15 protein-coding genes are annotated in these 16619 nt (G+C 65.1%); 8 read left to right on the top strand and 7 right to left on the bottom strand.

Translation table 11 applies throughout. From position 1 onward, the window contains the following. Positions 1–187: 187 nt before the first annotated feature. Entirely contained in the window at positions 188–1171 is a 984-nt protein-coding gene (locus tag N2604_RS09635; protein ID WP_260374491.1) for an AraC family transcriptional regulator, read from the top strand. Between the two features lie 2 nt (positions 1172–1173). Here N2604_RS09635 and N2604_RS09630 read toward each other — a convergent pair whose 3' ends face one another. Next, complete coding sequence (locus N2604_RS09630) at positions 1174–2385, bottom strand: NnrS family protein (RefSeq protein ID WP_260374490.1); 1212 nt, start codon at positions 2383–2385, stop codon at positions 1174–1176. Positions 2386–2514: 129 nt separating this feature from the next. Between N2604_RS09630 and N2604_RS09625 the strand changes: the two genes are divergently transcribed. Continuing rightward, complete coding sequence (locus N2604_RS09625; RefSeq protein WP_260374489.1) at positions 2515–3225, top strand: Crp/Fnr family transcriptional regulator; 711 nt, start codon at positions 2515–2517, stop codon at positions 3223–3225. 326 nt (positions 3226–3551) lie between these two features. On the opposite strand, the gene N2604_RS09620 is transcribed toward N2604_RS09625, so the two are convergent. Further along, the gene (locus N2604_RS09620) at positions 3552–3749 is read right to left on the bottom strand and encodes a DUF1858 domain-containing protein (protein WP_260374488.1); all 198 of its coding nucleotides are present in this window, start codon (positions 3747–3749) and stop codon (positions 3552–3554) included. A gap of 94 nt (positions 3750–3843) precedes the next feature. Beyond that, complete coding sequence (gene hemN / locus N2604_RS09615; RefSeq protein WP_260374487.1) at positions 3844–5196, bottom strand: oxygen-independent coproporphyrinogen III oxidase; 1353 nt, start codon at positions 5194–5196, stop codon at positions 3844–3846. Between the two features lie 166 nt (positions 5197–5362). On the opposite strand from hemN, the gene N2604_RS09610 reads away from it, so the two are divergent. From N2604_RS09610 to N2604_RS09590, 5 genes are all read left to right on the top strand, one after another. Then, complete coding sequence (locus N2604_RS09610; protein WP_260374486.1) at positions 5363–5563, top strand: hypothetical protein; 201 nt, start codon at positions 5363–5365, stop codon at positions 5561–5563. Between the two features lie 317 nt (positions 5564–5880). Continuing rightward, positions 5881–6978 (top strand): copper-containing nitrite reductase, encoded by a 1098-nt coding sequence (gene nirK, locus N2604_RS09605; RefSeq protein ID WP_260374485.1) that lies wholly within the window; start codon positions 5881–5883, stop codon positions 6976–6978. Between the two features lie 54 nt (positions 6979–7032). Beyond that, the gene (locus tag N2604_RS09600) at positions 7033–7911 is read left to right on the top strand and encodes a formylglycine-generating enzyme family protein (RefSeq protein ID WP_260374484.1); all 879 of its coding nucleotides are present in this window, start codon (positions 7033–7035) and stop codon (positions 7909–7911) included. A gap of 164 nt (positions 7912–8075) precedes the next feature. Beyond that, on the top strand, positions 8076–9101 hold the full coding sequence (locus tag N2604_RS09595; protein ID WP_260374483.1) for a Fe(3+) ABC transporter substrate-binding protein: 1026 nt from the start codon (positions 8076–8078) through the stop codon (positions 9099–9101). A 67-nt stretch (positions 9102–9168) separates the two neighbouring features. Then, positions 9169–10803: an iron ABC transporter permease gene (locus N2604_RS09590; protein WP_260374482.1), complete on the top strand. Its 1635-nt coding sequence runs from the start codon at positions 9169–9171 to the stop codon at positions 10801–10803. A gap of 188 nt (positions 10804–10991) precedes the next feature. Here the strand turns inward: N2604_RS09590 and N2604_RS09585 are convergent, their stop codons facing one another. Genes N2604_RS09585 through N2604_RS09575 form a run of 3 tightly spaced genes read right to left on the bottom strand, consistent with a single transcriptional unit; the run spans position 10992 to position 13019 of the window. Further along, complete coding sequence (locus N2604_RS09585) at positions 10992–11627, bottom strand: GNAT family N-acetyltransferase (protein ID WP_260374481.1); 636 nt, start codon at positions 11625–11627, stop codon at positions 10992–10994. A 20-nt stretch (positions 11628–11647) separates the two neighbouring features. Beyond that, complete coding sequence (locus tag N2604_RS09580; RefSeq protein ID WP_260374480.1) at positions 11648–12298, bottom strand: CoA transferase subunit B; 651 nt, start codon at positions 12296–12298, stop codon at positions 11648–11650. 13 nt (positions 12299–12311) lie between these two features. Then, positions 12312–13019 carry a CoA transferase subunit A gene (locus tag N2604_RS09575; RefSeq protein WP_260374479.1) on the bottom strand — a complete coding sequence of 236 codons (708 nt, stop codon included), beginning with the start codon at positions 13017–13019 and terminating at the stop codon, positions 12312–12314. Positions 13020–13307: 288 nt separating this feature from the next. On the opposite strand from N2604_RS09575, the gene N2604_RS09570 reads away from it, so the two are divergent. Continuing rightward, positions 13308–15206: an AsmA family protein gene (locus tag N2604_RS09570; protein ID WP_260374478.1), complete on the top strand. Its 1899-nt coding sequence runs from the start codon at positions 13308–13310 to the stop codon at positions 15204–15206. A gap of 19 nt (positions 15207–15225) precedes the next feature. Here N2604_RS09570 and dctA read toward each other — a convergent pair whose 3' ends face one another. Continuing rightward, the gene (gene dctA / locus N2604_RS09565) at positions 15226–16611 is read right to left on the bottom strand and encodes a C4-dicarboxylate transporter DctA (protein ID WP_260374477.1); all 1386 of its coding nucleotides are present in this window, start codon (positions 16609–16611) and stop codon (positions 15226–15228) included. Between the last annotated feature and the right edge of the window lie 8 nt (positions 16612–16619).

Here is a 16619-nt window from a genome sequence, read left to right as displayed (position 1 = left end):
CAATGTCTTGGTCAAATGGCCCGAGACGGCCGGGGCCCCGTCGCGCCTAGCCGTCATGCGCACGGCATTCACGCCAGTGCTTCGGTTTCCCTTATGTATGCGCCACCCGGTTCCCGGATTTGACGTATTGAGACAGAAACTTTACATTTCGGGACATCTGCGGGAATGGCTGGCAGGAACGGTTCGCATGACGGACCTCATTCGCAGCGCAGGCTTGAGCTATTATCCCGAGGTCGCCCGGTCGGTCGGGCTCGATCCCAGCCAGATGATGCGCAAGGTCAGGCTGCCGCTGGCCTGCCTCGACAAGCCGGACATCCCCATCGCCGTCACCGGCCTGCGCCGCCTGCTCGAACTATCGGCAGAGGCGTCCGGAGCCGAGGATTTCGGCCTGCGTCTCGCCGAGCGCGGCGGCCTCACCAATTTCGGCGCGGTCGGCCTGATCGTGCGCGAACAGGCGACCGTCGGCGAAGCGATCGAGGCGTTCTCGCGTTTCATCCATATCCATCATGACGGCATGCGGCTCGACGTCAGGCGTGACAAGCGAACCGTGACCATCACGCTGCGTTTGCGCGGCCGGCAGCCGCGTGCGCCGCGGCAGTCGATCGACATGGCGCTCGGCAGCGTCCACCGCATCATCCAGTCGCTGTTCGGCGGGGATTGGCGGCCGCAGGAAGTGCATCTGCATTACCCGCCGCCGCACGACCGCAAGCGCTACCGCGACTTCTTCGACTGCCGGGTGACCTTCAATGCGGATGACGATGCGATCCTGCTGTCGGCGCACGACCTGGAGCGCCGGATTCCGAGCGCGCATCCCTTGATCGCGAATTACTTGCGCAAGCGGATCGAGGCGATCGAGAGCAGGCCGGCAAGCTGGGAGGCGAAGGTCGACGAGGTGGTGCGGACCCTGCTTGCCAGTGGCGATTGCACGGTCGAGCGCGCCGCCGAGCATCTCGCCTGCACCCGCCGCACCATCCACCGGCGCCTCGCCGCATCGGGGACCAGCTTCTCGGCCATCCTGGACGCGCAACGCGCCGATCTCGTGGTCCAGCTGATCGACGATCCCGCCCGGCCGCTGGCCGACATCGCGGTGCAGCTCGGCTTCTCCGCGCAGAGCGAGTGGCGCAAGGGCGTGCGGCCTCTGTCAGCGCCGCCCTCGGCGAGTGCAGCCTGAATTCAGCGCGCGGGAGCGGGCACGCCCATCGTGGCGAGCGCCCGCCGCCCGCTGCCGGCGAGCAGCGGGGCGAACGCGACGGCAAATCCGAGGAAGGCGAGAATCCAGCCGCAGGCGGCAATGTGCAGCAACACGTCGCTATACGCAGGCAACACGACGGCACCGACGCGGGCCAGGGCCGCGATGATGATTGCAGCGTAGATCCCCTGGATCGCCGGCGAAGCCGTCAATGCCTGGCCGGTATGGCCGAGGCTGGCCCGGGTCATTACCGCAAGCGTCATCGTTCCCGCCGCACCCGCCATCCAGGCGTGGATGCCGGCGCTTGCCGGCAGCTCGCCAAAGGCGGCCACAGCGTTGAGGATGAAGCCGAGCGGCACGAAGACATAACCGACATGCAGGATCAGCAGCAGCCGCTCGCGCGTGGTGCGATCGCCGGCCCAGCGTGCAAGCCGAACCAAATGCAGCACGCCAATTGCCCCCAGTGCCACTCCGGTGATCATGTTCAACGGCGCCACGATCCATGCGATCAGCGCGAGCGCGCTCAAGCCGATCACCGCGCCGTCGAATCGTCCGAACGGCACCGGCAGACGGCCGGGATTGAACTTGACCAGCCAGTTGCGGGTGAAGCTCGGAATGATGCGGCCGCCGATCAGGCCGATCAGCAGAATGACCACGCCGATGCCGACGCGGATGCTGACGTCGGCCGCGCCTTCGAAATGCGTTTCGACGTGGAAGGCGACGTTGCCGGCGAGCAGAACCAGCACCAGCCCCACCACGGGCAGGTTGCGCCAGTTGCCGCCTGCGATGATCTCGCGCGTCGCGGCAGCAACGACTAATGCCAGGAACGCGGCATCGACGACCAGTGCAAACGCCCAGCCGGTATTCGCAGACACCGTCACCACGACGCGCCCGGCAAGCCAGACCGTCAACAAGGCCGCGAGCGGCGCGCCCTGGATCGGCAGGCGCCCCGTCCAGTTCGGGATGGCGGTGAACAGGAAGCCGGTGATGATAGCCGGCAGGAAGCCATAGAGCATCTCGTGGATGTGCCAGTCGCGCGGCGCGAATGCGGAACTCACCGACAATTCGCCGTAGAACATCGGCAGCCAGGCCAGGATCGACAGCGCCGCCTGGATTGCGGCGAGCAGGAAAAAGGGGCGAAAGCTGTTCGCAAACAGCGGCCAGCCCGCAAAGTTGCGGGATCGGGCGCCAGCCATGGGGTCAACTCCAATCAATTCAGACCGTTACTTGGAAAAATACTGCCACCGGCCCGCCTCGTTTTGCGCTAACGCAAACTCGTTGACGATTGCAGGTGCCATCAGACTCCCTGGTGCCAAGGAGGCAGAATGGCCAAGGTCGACACATCGCTGGTTGCGCATTTGCCGCTATTTGCGGGGATGACGCCGGAAGCTCTCGACGAGATCCTGCGTGAGGCCCGCTCGGCACGTTATCCCAAGAACAGTGCCATCTTCGAGCAGGGAGCGGACGCGCAGTCCTTCTTCCTGCTGCTGCACGGCCATGTCCGCGCCGCCAAGACCACGCCAACCGGCGAACAGATCGTGGTGCGCTATGTCGCGCCCGGCGAGACGTTCGGGCTCGCGATGGCGATCGGAGCCGCGCGTTATCCGGCGACGGCGATGGCGGTCGACGACAGCGTCGTGCTGATCTGGCCGACCTCGGCCTGGCCGCGCCTGGTCGAGCGGTTTCCGGCGCTCGCCGCCAACACGCTGCAGACCGTCGGCACGCGGCTGCAGGAAAGTCACACCCGCATCCTGGAAATGTCGACGCAGCAGGTCGAGCAGCGCATCGCGCATGCGCTGCTGCGCCTCGCCAAGCAGTCCGGCAAGAAGCTCGACCACGGCATCGAGATCGACTTCCCGATCAGCCGCCAAGACATCGCGCAGATGACGGGCACCACGCTGCACACCGTCAGCCGCATCCTGAGCGGCTGGGAGAGCCAGGGCCTCGTCGAAAGCGGCCGCCAGCGCATCATCCTGCGCGAGCCGCACAGGATCGTGGTGCTGGCGGAGCGGAGCGCCGAGAGCGGCGCGGCATGACAACTGGCACCTCTCCTCCGAGATAGCAGGGCTATCGCATATGACTTGTGACGTCGGCCTGCGCGCACGCCTCGTCCTTCGAGACGGCGCTGACGCGCCTCCTCAGGATGAGGCTAATCAGCGTCAGTGCTCGTAGAAACTGCTGCCGCGCACTCCGCCCTCATCCTGAGGAGCCCGCCCAAAGCGGGCGTCTCGAAGGATGGCCGCCGGGAAAAGCTCTCAAATGCGATAGCCCTGCCCGAGATAAGGGTGAGGGGCGCTTCCGCTTACGGCGGAAGCGCGCCCTCATCCGGGAATCCGCGCGGTCGGCGCGATTCCTGATCGTTTCACGCCGGCACGCATTCGCACAACGCGGTGAGGAACTTGTCGCGATCGACGCCATGCTCGCGGCAGGCGTCATCGACCGTGTGGAAGGTCGCGATCGGACAGCCGACGCAAGCCATCCTGAAGGCGAGAAACACGCGGATCGTGTGCGGCGCCGAATGCATGATGTCATCGACCAGATCGTCGGATCGGAAGAGCATGGACAACTCCATTCCGATCGACGATAGCGAAGCGGGACGGAGTTTCTTTGTTGGAGCGCAAGCTGTTGCCGGTTCCTCAACTCGTCATTCCGGGCTACACCGCCCGACTGTGCAACTGCTTGCCCGGATCCAGATGCGCGTCGAACGCGGCGGCGACGCTGCGGACCAGGAAGCGCGAGTCTCCGGCGACGGCGAGCCGCTCGCCGTCCAACCTCACGACGCCGTCGGAGATCAGCGGCTTCAGACGAGACGCCGATTTCAGCATGGCCCCGGCCTCCGCGCCATGGCGCGCGCAGATGTCGCCGAGATCGGCACCGAACTCGCACATGATGCGTTCGATGATGTCGGCGCGCAGTCGGTCGTCATCGGTGAGCCCATAGCCCTTTGCGGTGGCGAATCGGCCGGCAGCGATGCTCTGCGCATAGGCGCCGATCTGCACCTCGTTCTGGACATAGCCCTGCGGCAGATGCCCGATCGCGCTGGCGCCGAAGCCGAGCAGGACTTCACTCCGGTCGGTGGTGTAGCCCTGGAAGTTGCGCCGCAGCGTGCCCTGCTCGAACGCCAAGGCCATGGTATCGTCGGGCCGCGCGAAATGATCGAGCCCGATCTGCACGTAGCCGGCCTCCTTCAATGCATTGGCGATGGCGCAGGCCTGGTCGTGGCGCGCAAGGCCGTCCGGCAACACGCTTTCGTTGATCATGCGCTGGTGCTTCTTGAAGTCCGGCACGTGAGCATAGCCGAACACCGAGAAGCGGCTGGGCGCGAGCGCGAGGCTGCGCCGCACCGTCTCCAGGCACGAGGCCACGGTCTGGTGCGGCAGCCCGTAGATCAGGTCGAAATTGATGCCCTCGATGGCGGCGCCGCGGAGCATGTCGACCACGGACGCGGTCTGCTCGAAGCTCTGCACGCGGTTGATCGCGCGCTGCACCACGGGATCGAAGCTCTGCACGCCGAGGCTCGCGCGGTTGACGCCGGAGAGCCGCATCGCCTCGACCATGTCCGCGGTCAATGTGCGGGGATCGATCTCGACCGCGATTTCTGCCGAAGGCAGCACGAAGAATTCCTGGCGCATCGTCGCCATCAATTCGGCAAAGGCGTCCGGCGCCATGATGGTCGGCGTACCGCCGCCGAAATGGATGTGCTCGACCTTGATGCGGTGGCCGATGGCTTCGGCGGTCAGCGCGATCTCGCTGCGCAACGTCCGCTGATAGCCGGCGATGAGGTCGTCGCGGCGGACGATCTGGGTATGGCAGCCGCAGTACCAGCACATCTCGCGGCAGAACGGCACGTGCAGATAAAGCGAGGCGCTGGCGGCCACCGGCAGCTCCGCCAGCCAGCGGGCATAGGTGTCCGGACCGATCGCGGGGGTAAAATGCGGTGCGGTCGGATAGCTGGTGTAGCGTGGGAGACGCTCCTCGCCGTAGATCGCCGCAAGATCAGCTCTCATAAGTTACCCATTCGTAAATGTCCGCCGCGCGCGAGACTTCGCGGCAAATCACGGATTGAATTCAAATAACCCGGATCTGCGGCAGCGACTTTGCGCTCGCGCAAAGCGCGGGGGCCCCGTCCCGGCCATGATGAGGAAAAATTCGCGGCCATCCGGAGCGTTTGCCATGAGGCTTTTTGCACTCGAACTCATTCTCTCCCTGCTCGACGTCCGCGGCCATATCCCGCGTTTCGACGACTTCCGGCCGGCCCCGGCCGCGCCTGCCCCCGCCGGCGTGGTGCGCGCGCTGGCTGCCGCAATCGCCGTTTTCGTCGCGCTGGCGCTGGCAATCTGGGGATTGGTCTGGCTCGCCGTGAATCTGCTCTGACCGGCCGCGCCTTGGCCAAAGCTTCCTTCGCGATCTCACCCACGCGCGCATGAGCCGGGGCGAGATCGCCATCCAACTTGAACATGCAAACGAATTGCGGCTAAGCGCCGATGCGGTTGCGATGACGCTTGACCTCGATCGGCATCACGCCCTGCGGACGCGATGAGCCGGTATCAACGATCCTGCTCTTTCGAAAAAACCAAAGTGCCGTTGCGGAGGGAATCCGGCGGAAGCTTGTCGCAGCGCAAACACGCTTGCCGTAACAGGCGCACACTGCACTCCGTCATCAAAACCATTTCAGATGAAGGATGCTTCCAATGTTCACCCGCAGAGCCGCATTGATCAGCGCCGCCGCGACCGCCCTGATGTTGGCGACCCCGGCTTTCGCCGCCAGCGATCTCAAGCTGCCGCGTCAGAAGGTAGAGCTGGTCGCTCCGCCCTTCGTGCACGCGCACGAGCAGGCCACGACACAGGGCCCCAAGATCGTCGAGTTCAGGATGACGGTCGAGGAGAAGAAGGTCGTCATCGACGACAAGGGCACCACCTTCCAGGCCATGACGTTCAACGGATCGATGCCGGGCCCGCTCATGGTCGTGCACGAGGGTGACTATGTCGAGCTGACGCTGGTCAATCCCGCGACCAACACCATGCCGCACAACATCGACTTCCATTCCGCGACCGGCGCGCTCGGCGGCGGCGAGCTGACGCTCATCAATCCCGGCGAGCAGGTCGTGCTGCGCTGGAAGGCGACCAAGACCGGCGTGTTCGTCTATCACTGCGCGCCGGGCGGCCCGATGATCCCCTGGCACGTCGTCTCCGGCATGAACGGCGCCGTGATGGTGCTGCCGCGCGAGGGGTTGAACGACGGCAAGGGCCACGCACTGAAATACGACAAGGTCTACTATATCGGCGAGCAGGACATGTACGTGCCGCGCGACGAGAAGGGTAACTTCAAGTCCTACGAATCGCCGGGCGAAGCCTTCACCGAGACCGAAGAGGTGATGAAGAAGCTGATCCCGACCCATGTCGTGTTCAACGGCAAGGTCGGCGCGCTCACCGGCAAGAACGCGCTGACCGCCAAGGTCGGCGAGAACGTGCTGATCGTGCACTCGCAGGCCAATCGCGACAGCCGTCCGCACCTGATCGGCGGCCATGGCGACTATGTCTGGGAGACCGGCAAGTTCGGCAATGCGCCAGAAGTCGGGCTCGAGACGTGGTTCATCCGCGGCGGATCGGCGGGAGCTGCGCTGTACAAGTTCCAGCAGCCCGGCATCTACGCCTATGTCACGCATAACCTGATCGAGGCGGCCGATCTCGGCGCCACCGCGCACTTCAAGGTCGAAGGCAAGTGGAACGACGATCTGATGATGCAAGTGAAGGCACCTGCGGAAATACCGCCTGCCAGCACAAACTAGACGCGACGAGGGGGCCGGTCATCACCGGCCCCTTCTTTCCTCGGGGGAATGACCGTGCTGATCGCATTCAAGCTCAAACTGGCACTCGCCTGCGCGGCCGGGCTTGCGGGGCCGCTCGCCGTTGCGCCTCTGGTCTCGGAGATGACGACGCGCCATGCGGGAGGTGAGCCGGCCTTGGTCGAGGTCGCCGCCGGCAGCTTCTCCTATCGCGAAGCCGGCGATTTCACCCGCGGCGGACAGCAGGCGGAAGCGCCGCTGCGGATGATGCGGATGAACCGGCCGCTGCGCATCATGCGAAATCAGGTCGCCTCGTTCGACTATCAGCTTTGCGTGCAGGATGGCGCCTGCCGCGCGCTCGATCGCGACGTCGCGATCGCCGCCGATCGTCCCGCAGTGCAGGTGAGCTGGCACGATGCCGAGGCCTATGCAGGCTGGCTGTCACGCAAGACGGGCCAGCATTACCGCTTGCCGAGCGACGAGGAATGGGCCTTTGCCGCCGGCTCCAGATTCAGGGATGATGGTGTACCGGTCGATGCGAGCGACCCTTCGAAGCGCTGGATCAGCCGCTACGAGCGCGAATCCGAGCGCGACCTCTCCGACACCACGGCCTATCGCTTCGGCAAGTTCGGCCCGAACGAGCACGGCGTCGAAGACCTCGCCGGCAATGTCTGGGAATGGACCGCGACCTGCTTCGTGCGCTCGCGTGTGGACGTTTCAGGCAATCCCGGCCGCGCGACCGTGAATTGCGGCGTGCGAGTCGCCGAGGGCGCGCACCGCGCCTATGTCACCGACTTCATCCGCGACGCCCGCGCCGGCGGCTGCGCCCAGGGCGTGCCGCCCGCCAATCTCGGCTTCCGCCTGGTGCGCGAGGAGACGTCGTGGGTTGCAAGCGTGTCGCAGCGCCTGAGCAAGACGAGGCCGGCAAGATCATAGGTGCCTATCGCTTCCCAGGATCGTCGGCTCAATGATTAGAATGGGTCTAAAGACAACTTTGGAATTGCTCTAAGCTCATGCCCTCGCGACATCGCGTCGCTAACGTTGTCCGAGCGCCTGCGCTACTCAAGCGGCGTTCAATCGTGCGCCTCGGAGCAGCCCTTATGATCTATCTTCGCGTCCTCGCCGCGTCTGCGGCGGTGTTGAGCCTGACCACGTCTTTCGTGTCGGAGGCAGCCGCCAATGGCGAGGTCAACGTCTATACCTACCGCGAGACCAAGCTGATCCAGCCGCTGTTCGACGCGTTCACCAAGGACACGGGCATCAAGGTCAACGTCGTCTCCGCAAGCTCCGGTCTGGAGCAGCGCATGAAGGCGGAAGGGGCCAACAGTCCGGCCGACGTGCTGCTGACGGTGGACATCGGCCGCATCGACGAGGCCGTGCAGGCCGGCGTCACCCAGCCGATCAAGTCGGAGGCGGTCGACAAGGTCGTGCCGGCGCAGTATCGCGATCCGGACGGACACTGGGCCGGCATCTCCATGCGCGCGCGCGTGATCTATGCCTCGAAGGATCGTGTCAAGCAGGACAAGATCACCTATGAGGAGCTCGCCGATCCCAAGTGGAAGGGCAAGATCTGCATTCGGTCGGGCCAGCACATCTATAACAACGCGCTGTTCGCGGCCTATACGGCCAAGTACGGCGAGGCCAAGGCGGAGGAATGGCTGCGCGGCGTGAAGGCCAATCTCGCGCAGAAGCCGTCGGGCGGCGATCGCGAAGCCGCGCGTGACGTCGCTGCCGGCAAATGCGACATCGGCATCGGCAACACCTATTATTGGGCGCTGATGATGAACAACGATCCCGAGAAGAAGCCGTGGGCGGAGGCGACCCGCGTCATCCTGCCGACCTTCGAGGGCGGCGGCACCCACGTCAACCTCTCCGGCGTGCTGCTCGCCAAGAACGCGCCCAACAAGGCAAACGGTATCAAGCTGATCGAGTGGCTCGTGGGCGAGCAGGCGCAGCAGATGTATGCCGACCAGAATTACGAATATCCGGTTCGGAGCGGTGTCGCCGTCAACGCGACCATCGCGGGCTACGGCAAGCTCGGCCCGGATCCGTTGCCGATCGCAAAGATCGCCGCCAACCGCAAGGCTGCGGCCTCGCTGGTGGACAAGGTCGGCTTTGACAACTGATCTCTGGCAGCCCACGTCTGTCAAACTGCTGGAAGCTACCAGCACACGGCCTCGCTCGAGGGGCCGTGTGCGCGCCGGTCGCGCCGCAACCGCCATCGCGATCGCGACCGCGATCCTGGTCGCGGCGCCCGTGATCTCGATCGTTTCGCTGGCTTTGCAGCCGGCGTCCGATGTGTGGCACGACCTGATCAACTACGTGTTGCCGGCCGCCCTTCTCGACACTGCCCTACTGCTCGCCGGAGTCGGCGCGTTCACATTACTGATCGGCGCCGGTACTGCATGGGTGATATCGCGCCACGATTTTGCCGGCCGGGGCATGCTCCTGTGGCTGATGCCGCTGCCGCTGGCGATTCCGACCTATCTTGCGGCGTACGTCTATGCCGATCTGTTCGAACCGCTGGGCCTGGTGCATCGTACCCTGGCGATTTGGCTGCCGCTGGGCGATGCCCTCGGCCATCTGCCCAACCTCCGCTCGCTGCCGGGCGCCATCTTCGTGATCGGGCTCGTGCTCTACCCTTACGTCTATCTCTCGGCGCGTGCGACGTTCCAGGTTCAGTCAGCCGAATTCGCCGAAGCCGCTAAGACGCTGGGCGCCGGCCGATGGACCGTTTTCTGGCGCGTTTCACTGCCGATGGCGCGGCCGGCGCTGGCGGTCGGCGTGGCGCTGGTCGCGCTGGAAACGCTCAACGACATCGGAGCCAGCGAATATCTCGGCATCCGCACGCTGACGGTCTCGATCTTCACCACCTGGCTCAACCGCGGCAGCCTTGCCGGTGCAGCGCAACTCGCATGCCTGATGCTCGCGATCGTCGCCGGCCTGATCGCGATGGAGCGCTACGGCCGCCGCAACGCCAACATCGAATTCTCGGCCGAAAGCCCGCATGTGAGGCAGCGAACCCCGCTGTCCGGCGCAAGAGCGTCGATCGCGTTCGCAGTCTGCCTGCTGCCGGTGCTGATCGGCTTCGTGGTACCGCTGCTCTATCTGGCGCATCAGGCTCTCGGTCGCGGACTGCTTGCAAATTTCGACCCGCTCCTATGGCGCCACACCTTCCATTCGTTTGCCTTTGCAGGGCTCGCGACGCTCATTGCGCTGATGCTTGCGCTCGCCACGACGATCGCGCACCGCTTGCGGCCGGATCCTCTGCGATATGTCGCGCTGAGCATCGCGCAGGCCGGATACGCGCTGCCGGGCCTCGTCATCGCTCTCGGCCTGCTCACCCCGGTCCTGGCGGTCGACAATGCGCTGAGCGCGGTCGCGACCTGGACCGGACGTTCCCTTCCCGGGCTGGTCCTGGTCGGCTCCGGGATGGCCGTCGTCATCGCCTACACGATTCGTTTTCTGGCTGTGCCGGTCGGGATGATCAAGGCCGGGTTCGACAGCATTCCGAGCGACTATGACGAGAGCGCGCGCGCGGTCGGCGCGGGCCAAGTAGTCATGTTGAGGCAGATCTATCTGCCGTTGCTCCGGCCGGCGATGCTCGGCGCCGTCATCATCATGTTCGTCGACTGTCTGAAGGAGCTCCCGGCAACGCTGCTCTTGCGGCCCCTCAACGTCGAAACATTGTCCACTTCGATCTACCAGTACGCAAGCCGCGGCAACTTCGAGGACGGCGCGCTCGCGGCCCTCCTGATCATCGCCGCGAGCATCGGCCCGGTTGCCTGGCTGACCCGGTTCTCCGAGGTGCCGAGCGGCCCCGCTTGAAGGGGCACATCGTCCGCACATTCATGGCGCCTCGACCAATTGAGTCGTCGTCGCTCAGCCTGATCGCGCGATCCGGCCCTTCCGAGACGCTCCTGCGGTAAATGAGGTTGCTCGCGGTGTCGCCCGCTTAGGCGTGCACGACGGCGAGGTCGGCGAACGGGCCCCGCTCGCCGGCGCCTGCAACCTGCTCAAATCTTCCGCGCGAACATGCGAAAACCGGGCGCGCCGATGATTGCCTCGAAATTCGGATCGCGCTTCTCTTCGGCGAAGACAAAACCCGCCTTCGAGTAGGCGCGCTCGGCCGGCTCGTTGCCGATCAGGAACGATATCGTCGCCCGGGCAAAACCGGCTGCCCGCCCTTTGTCCAGCGCATGCGCGATCAACGCCTGCATCAAGCCGCGACCACGATGGGCAAGGTCAGTCGCGACATGCTCGATCATCCAGTCGCCCTCGCCGCCCTGGACCCAGCAAGCTCGCGAATAGGCACCGCGCTGGCGGATGGCGTCGAGCTCTGACGCCGTGAGCCCAATTGAGAGACCGACCTCTTCGACCGCGCGCCATGCCGCAGGTCCGGTGCCGGCCGCCGGCACGGCGCAAAGTGCAGCAGCGGGCTTGCCATCGATCTCGGCGACCAGGAACTGCGAAAAGTGCCACATCGACACCGCCCGTGCGACAGCGACGCGCGCGACGAAAGCGAGGCACTCCGCTTCCGGCCAACCGAGCGCCACGTCGAACCAGCCGCGCGGCCGGTAGCCGCGCATCGAATTCAGGATGGTTTGTGCGATGAACTCGGCATCTTCGGGACGCGCGGACCGTATCGTCATGCGCGCCCCTTTGCGACGACTTACGTGTTCTTCAGCGCCACGCGGAATTCGGCTTCGGTCTTGGCCTTGACCTCGTCGAGCGAGACGCCGTCGGCGAGTTCGATCAGCGCCATGCCGCCAGTGCCGTGCTTGTCGATCGTGAAGACGGCGAGATCTGTGACGACCATGTCGACCACGCGCTCGCCGGTCAGCGGCAGATTGCACTTCTTCAACAGCTTCGGGCCGTCCTTGGCCGAATGCTCCATCACCACGACGACGCGCTTGACGCCGGCGACGAGATCCATCGCGCCGCCCATGCCCTTGACCATCTTGCCGGGGATCATCCAGTTGGCGAGATCGCCGTTCTGGGCCACCTGCATGGCGCCGAGGATCGACAGATCCATGTGGCCGCCGCGGATCATGCCGAAGGAATCCGCGCTCGAGAAATACGAGGTCGAGGGCAGCTCGCTCACGGTCTGCTTGCCGGCGTTGATGAGGTCGGCGTCTTCCTCGCCCTCATAGGGGAACGGCCCCATGCCGAGCATACCGTTCTCGCTCTGCAAGGAGACGTCCATGCCATCGGGGATGTAATTCGAGACCAGCGTCGGGATGCCGATGCCGAGATTGACGTAATAGCCGTCGCGCAATTCCCTCGCGGCGCGCGCGGCCATCTGTTCACGGGTCCAGGCCATCTTGGTCTCCTGATTAGGCGGCGGGGCGCGGGCGGGTGTTGCGGAATTCGATGCGCTTCTTGGCCGTGCCGACCTCGACAATGCGCTTCACGAAGATGCCGGGCGTGTGGATGTGGTCGGGATTGAGTTCACCGGCGGGAACCAGATGCTCGACCTCGGCCACCGTGATCTTCGCGGCGGTCGCCATCATCGGGTTAAAGTTGCGCGCGGTCTTGCGGTAGATCAGGTTGCCGGCGGTGTCGCCCTTCCAGGCATGCACGATGGCGAGGTCGGCGAACAGGCCGCGCTCCATCAGGTACTTCTCGCCGTCGAATTCCTTCACTTCCTTGCCTTCGGCGATCAGGGTGCCGACGCCGGTCTTGGTGTAGAAGGCCGGGATGCCGGCGCCGCCGGCGCGGATGCGCTCGGCCAGCGTACCCTGCGGATTGAATTCGAGTTCCAGCTCGCCGGCGAGGTATTGCTGGGCGAACAGCTTGTTCTCGCCGACATAGGACGAGATCATCTTCTTGATCTGGCGGGTTTCGAGCAGGCGGCTGAGGCCGATCCCGTCGACGCCGGCATTGTTGGAGACCACGGTCAGGCCCTTGACGCCGGAGTCCCGGATCGCGTCCGACAGCTCCTCGGCAATGCCGCAGAGGCCGAAGCCGCCCGACATGATCATCATGTCGTCTTTGAGAATACCGTCGAGCGCCGACTTGGCGTCGGGATAGACCTTGTTCATGCAAAAAACCTCGACTGAACCTTCGGCTTGCGGGCGCCGCGCCTCATTGGCGGCGATTATTAGGCGAAATCGTCCGAAGCCGTCAATGATACGGGGTTCTCCGCTCCGCCCCCGGGTGATAGAAGCTGCCCATGCCGTGGGCATAACCCTGCAACGGCCTTGAAAGCGTCAAGAAAACCCATCAAGTTGCGGCACTTAACACCATAGGATCTGGGCGCCGGCACGCAAGCTTTCGCGGCCCGCCCTTCTGGCTCCAACGACCAACCCGATCAGGACATGCCATTGACCATGGCCCAAGGAATGAAGCGCCTCGGGACGCCGATCGCGGCGCTGCTCGGCATCGCGCTGATCGCCCTGATCGCGACCTCCTGGCTCATCAACCGCGACGCGCTGCGCAAGGCGGTCGAAGCGCAGATCCGCGACGTCACCGGGCTCGAGCTCAATGTCGCGGGCAGCATCGACATCTCGGTGCTTCCGGCAAGCTACATCTCCTTCCGCGACGTCGGCCTCAAGGGCGGCGGCACCAGCGCTCCCGCGCTCCAGGTCGACGTGCTCACCGCGAATTTGCGGCTGCTGCCGCTCTTGCTGCAACGTTTCGAGATCGCCGACCTGACGCTGCTGCGGCCGCGCATCCACGTCAGCCTGAAGCCGGACGGCGTGAGCAATTGGACGCCCTTCATCCAGACCATCGCGCGCACCATGAAGCCCGGGGCCGAGAACCAGGTCTCGTTCTCCGAAATCCGGATCCAGGACGGCGTGCTCGATTACGAGGACGTTGCCACGCATGCCACCGAGAAGCTCGAGGACATCGACCTGTCGCTGGCCTGGCCTTCGATCTCGCGCTCCTTCGCCGCGACCGGGCAGTTCGACTGGCGCGGCGAGCGCGTCGACGGCTCGATCAGCTTTTCCGATTTCGTCGCCGCCCTCTCCGGCGACCGCTCCGGCCTGAAGGCGCGCATCGCCAGCGCGCCGCTCAAGCTCGCCTTCGACGGCAGCGTCGCCAATCGCACCAGCCCGATGATGGAGGGCACGCTCACCGTGGACAGCCCGTCCTTGCGCAACGCGCTGCGCTGGACCGGACAGCCGCAGCCCGGCAGCGGCGGCTTCGGCCGCTTCGTGCTGAAGGCGCGCGCCAACGTCGTCGGCGCCTCGATCGCGCTCACCAATGTCAATGTCGAGCTCGACGGCAATGCCGCCGAGGGCGTCATGACCTACGCCAATAACGGCCGGCAGACGCTGCAAGCGACGCTCGCCGCCGACGCGCTCGACTTCACACCTTATATCTCGACGTTCCGCCTGCTCGCGAGCGGGGCGCGCGACTGGAACAGGCAGCTGTTCGATCTCCAGGGATTGTCGACCACCGACCTCGACATGCGCCTGTCGGCGGCCAAGCTGACGGTCGGGCCCACGAGGCTCGGCCGCACCGCGATCGGCGCCAATTTGCGCAACGGCACGCTGGCGCTCTCGGTCGGCGAGGCGCAGGTCTATGGCGGGATCGCCAAGGGCTCGTTCGGCATCGCGCGGTCCGACACGGTCGCCGACATCAAGGCGCAATTCCAGTTCACCGACGTCGATCTGCAGGCCTGCGCCACCGAGCTGTTCGGCCTCAACAAGCTGTCCGGCCGCGGCAACATCAACGTCTCGCTGTTCGCCTCGGGCTCGAGCCCGTTCGGCCTCGTGCAGTCGCTCGACGGCAGCGCCACCGTGACCGGGCACAACGGCGCGATCTCGGGCTTCAATGCCGAGCAGCTGCTGAAGCGGCTGGAGCGGCGGCCGCTGTCGGGCGGCGGCAATTTCCGCAACGGCTCGACGCCGTACGACAACCTCACCATCTCGGTGAAATTCTCCGACGGCATCGCCACCGCCGAAGACATCCGCATCGAGGGCCCGGCGGCCAAGATCACGCTGACCGGCACCGCCTCGGTGCCGGCGCGCGAATACGACATGAAGGGCGTGGCGAGCCTCAACACGGCGTCCGGCTTTCAATTGCCCTTCATGGTGCAGGGCCCCTGGGACGATCCGCTGATCTTTCCCGATCCCGAAAGCCTGATCCGACAGTCGCCCGCAGCGTCTCCCTTCCTCGATCTCCTGAAGCAGCGGATCACGGGGGGCGGAAAGCGTCCCGACGGATCGCCGACCGCGGAGAATGCCAAGGAAAACGCCAAGGAAAACGCGAAGTCCAACTGAGGCAAGATCCGGCGCGGGCTCATGCGGCCGATTGGGTCGTGGAAATCCAGCTCTTCTCCTCCCGCACCACGGGCGCTGCAGCGATCGTCGGCGCGGCCGCGGCCGCAGGCGTGCTGCCCTGACCGAGTTCGCGAGCCAACACCTCGCGGTCACAGGCGTTCTCCCACAGCGAAATGGTGATGGACGCGACGCAATTGCTGATCATGCTGGTCAGCGCCCGCGCCTCCGACATGAAGCGGTCGATGCCGACGAGCAGAGCCACGCCGGTCACGGGCAGATCCGGCATCACCGAAAGTGTCGCGACAAGCGCCACGAAGCCGCTGCCGGTGACGCCGGCCGCCCCTTTGGAGGTCAGCAGCATCAGCCCGAGCATCGCGGCGATCTGTCCCCACGACAGGTGAATGTCGCAGGCCTGCGCGATGAAGATGGAGGCCAGGGTGAGATAGATGGCGCTGCCGTCCAGGTTGAAGGAATAGCCCATCGGCAGCACGAGACCCGAGACGCCCTTGCGGCATCCGAGCTGCTCCAGCTTGCGCAGCGCGCCGGGCAGCGCCGGCTCCGAGGACGAGGTGCCGAGCACGATCAGCAATTCTTCCTTGAAGTAGCGGATGGTCTTCCACAGGCTGAAGCCGTTCAGCCGCACCAGCGTACCAAGCACGACCACCACGAACACGGAGCAGGCGATGTAGAAGGTGAGGATCAGCAGTCCGAGCGAGCCGATCGAACGGATGCCGTAGCGGCCCACGGTGAACGCCATGGCACCAAAAGCGCCGAGCGGAGCGAGCTTCATGATGAAGCCGAAGGACACGAACAGCACGTGTGAGAACGAGGCGACCGCCTTGGTCACCACCACGCCCCCATCGCCGGCTCGGCTGAGGCCGAAGGCGATCAGGATGGAGATCAGCAGGACCGGCAGCACTTCACCGTCGGCGAACGCTCCGAAGAACGAATGCGGGATGATGTGCAGCATGAACTCCGTAAATCCGGTCGCGCTGGCCTGCTTGGTGAATTTCGCAGCCACCGACGGATCCAGCGTGCTGACGGAAACATGCATGCCGACGCCCGGCTGGATCAGCGAAACAGCGACGAGCCCGGCCAGCAATGCGAGCACGGTCAGCAGGTAGAACAGCGCCATGGATTTCACCAGCGTGCGGCCGACCTCGCGGGAATCGCTGATGCTGGTGATGCCGCTCACGATGGTGCAGAACACGATCGGCGCGATCATCATCTTGACCAGCTTGACGAAGCCGTCGCCGAAGGGTTTTAACGCGGCGCCGAATTCAGGCCAGAAATGACCGGTGAGGACACCGAGCGCGAGGCCCATCAGCACCTGGACATAGAGAATCCGGTAGAAGGGTTTTCCCGCCTCGGTGTTGGCGTGGCCAACCAGCGCTTCCTTGTGCATTCTCATTT

This window comes from Bradyrhizobium sp. CB1015 (assembly GCF_025200925.1).
Lineage (GTDB): Bacteria > Pseudomonadota > Alphaproteobacteria > Rhizobiales > Xanthobacteraceae > Bradyrhizobium.
The sequence above is the reverse complement of the archived record's forward strand: the minus strand, read 5'-3'. Positions and strand labels throughout refer to the sequence as shown.

Bases quoted from the DNA above. Each gene is read 5' to 3' on its own strand.
- N2604_RS09635 (WP_260374491.1), top strand. From the start codon at position 188: ATGACGGACCTCATTCGCAGCGCAGGCTTGAGCTATTATCCCGAGGTC.
- N2604_RS09630 (WP_260374490.1), bottom strand. From the start codon at position 2,385: ATGGCTGGCGCCCGATCCCGCAACTTTGCGGGCTGGCCGCTGTTTGCG.
- N2604_RS09625 (WP_260374489.1), top strand. From the start codon at position 2,515: ATGGCCAAGGTCGACACATCGCTGGTTGCGCATTTGCCGCTATTTGCG.
- N2604_RS09620 (WP_260374488.1), bottom strand. From the start codon at position 3,749: ATGCTCTTCCGATCCGACGATCTGGTCGATGACATCATGCATTCGGCG.
- hemN (WP_260374487.1), bottom strand. From the start codon at position 5,196: ATGAGAGCTGATCTTGCGGCGATCTACGGCGAGGAGCGTCTCCCACGC.
- N2604_RS09610 (WP_260374486.1), top strand. From the start codon at position 5,363: ATGAGGCTTTTTGCACTCGAACTCATTCTCTCCCTGCTCGACGTCCGC.
- nirK (WP_260374485.1), top strand. From the start codon at position 5,881: ATGTTCACCCGCAGAGCCGCATTGATCAGCGCCGCCGCGACCGCCCTG.
- N2604_RS09595 (WP_260374483.1), top strand. From the start codon at position 8,076: ATGATCTATCTTCGCGTCCTCGCCGCGTCTGCGGCGGTGTTGAGCCTG.
- N2604_RS09585 (WP_260374481.1), bottom strand. From the start codon at position 11,627: ATGACGATACGGTCCGCGCGTCCCGAAGATGCCGAGTTCATCGCACAA.
- N2604_RS09580 (WP_260374480.1), bottom strand. From the start codon at position 12,298: ATGGCCTGGACCCGTGAACAGATGGCCGCGCGCGCCGCGAGGGAATTG.
- N2604_RS09575 (WP_260374479.1), bottom strand. From the start codon at position 13,019: ATGAACAAGGTCTATCCCGACGCCAAGTCGGCGCTCGACGGTATTCTC.
- N2604_RS09570 (WP_260374478.1), top strand. From the start codon at position 13,308: ATGGCCCAAGGAATGAAGCGCCTCGGGACGCCGATCGCGGCGCTGCTC.
- dctA (WP_260374477.1), bottom strand. From the start codon at position 16,611: ATGCACAAGGAAGCGCTGGTTGGCCACGCCAACACCGAGGCGGGAAAA.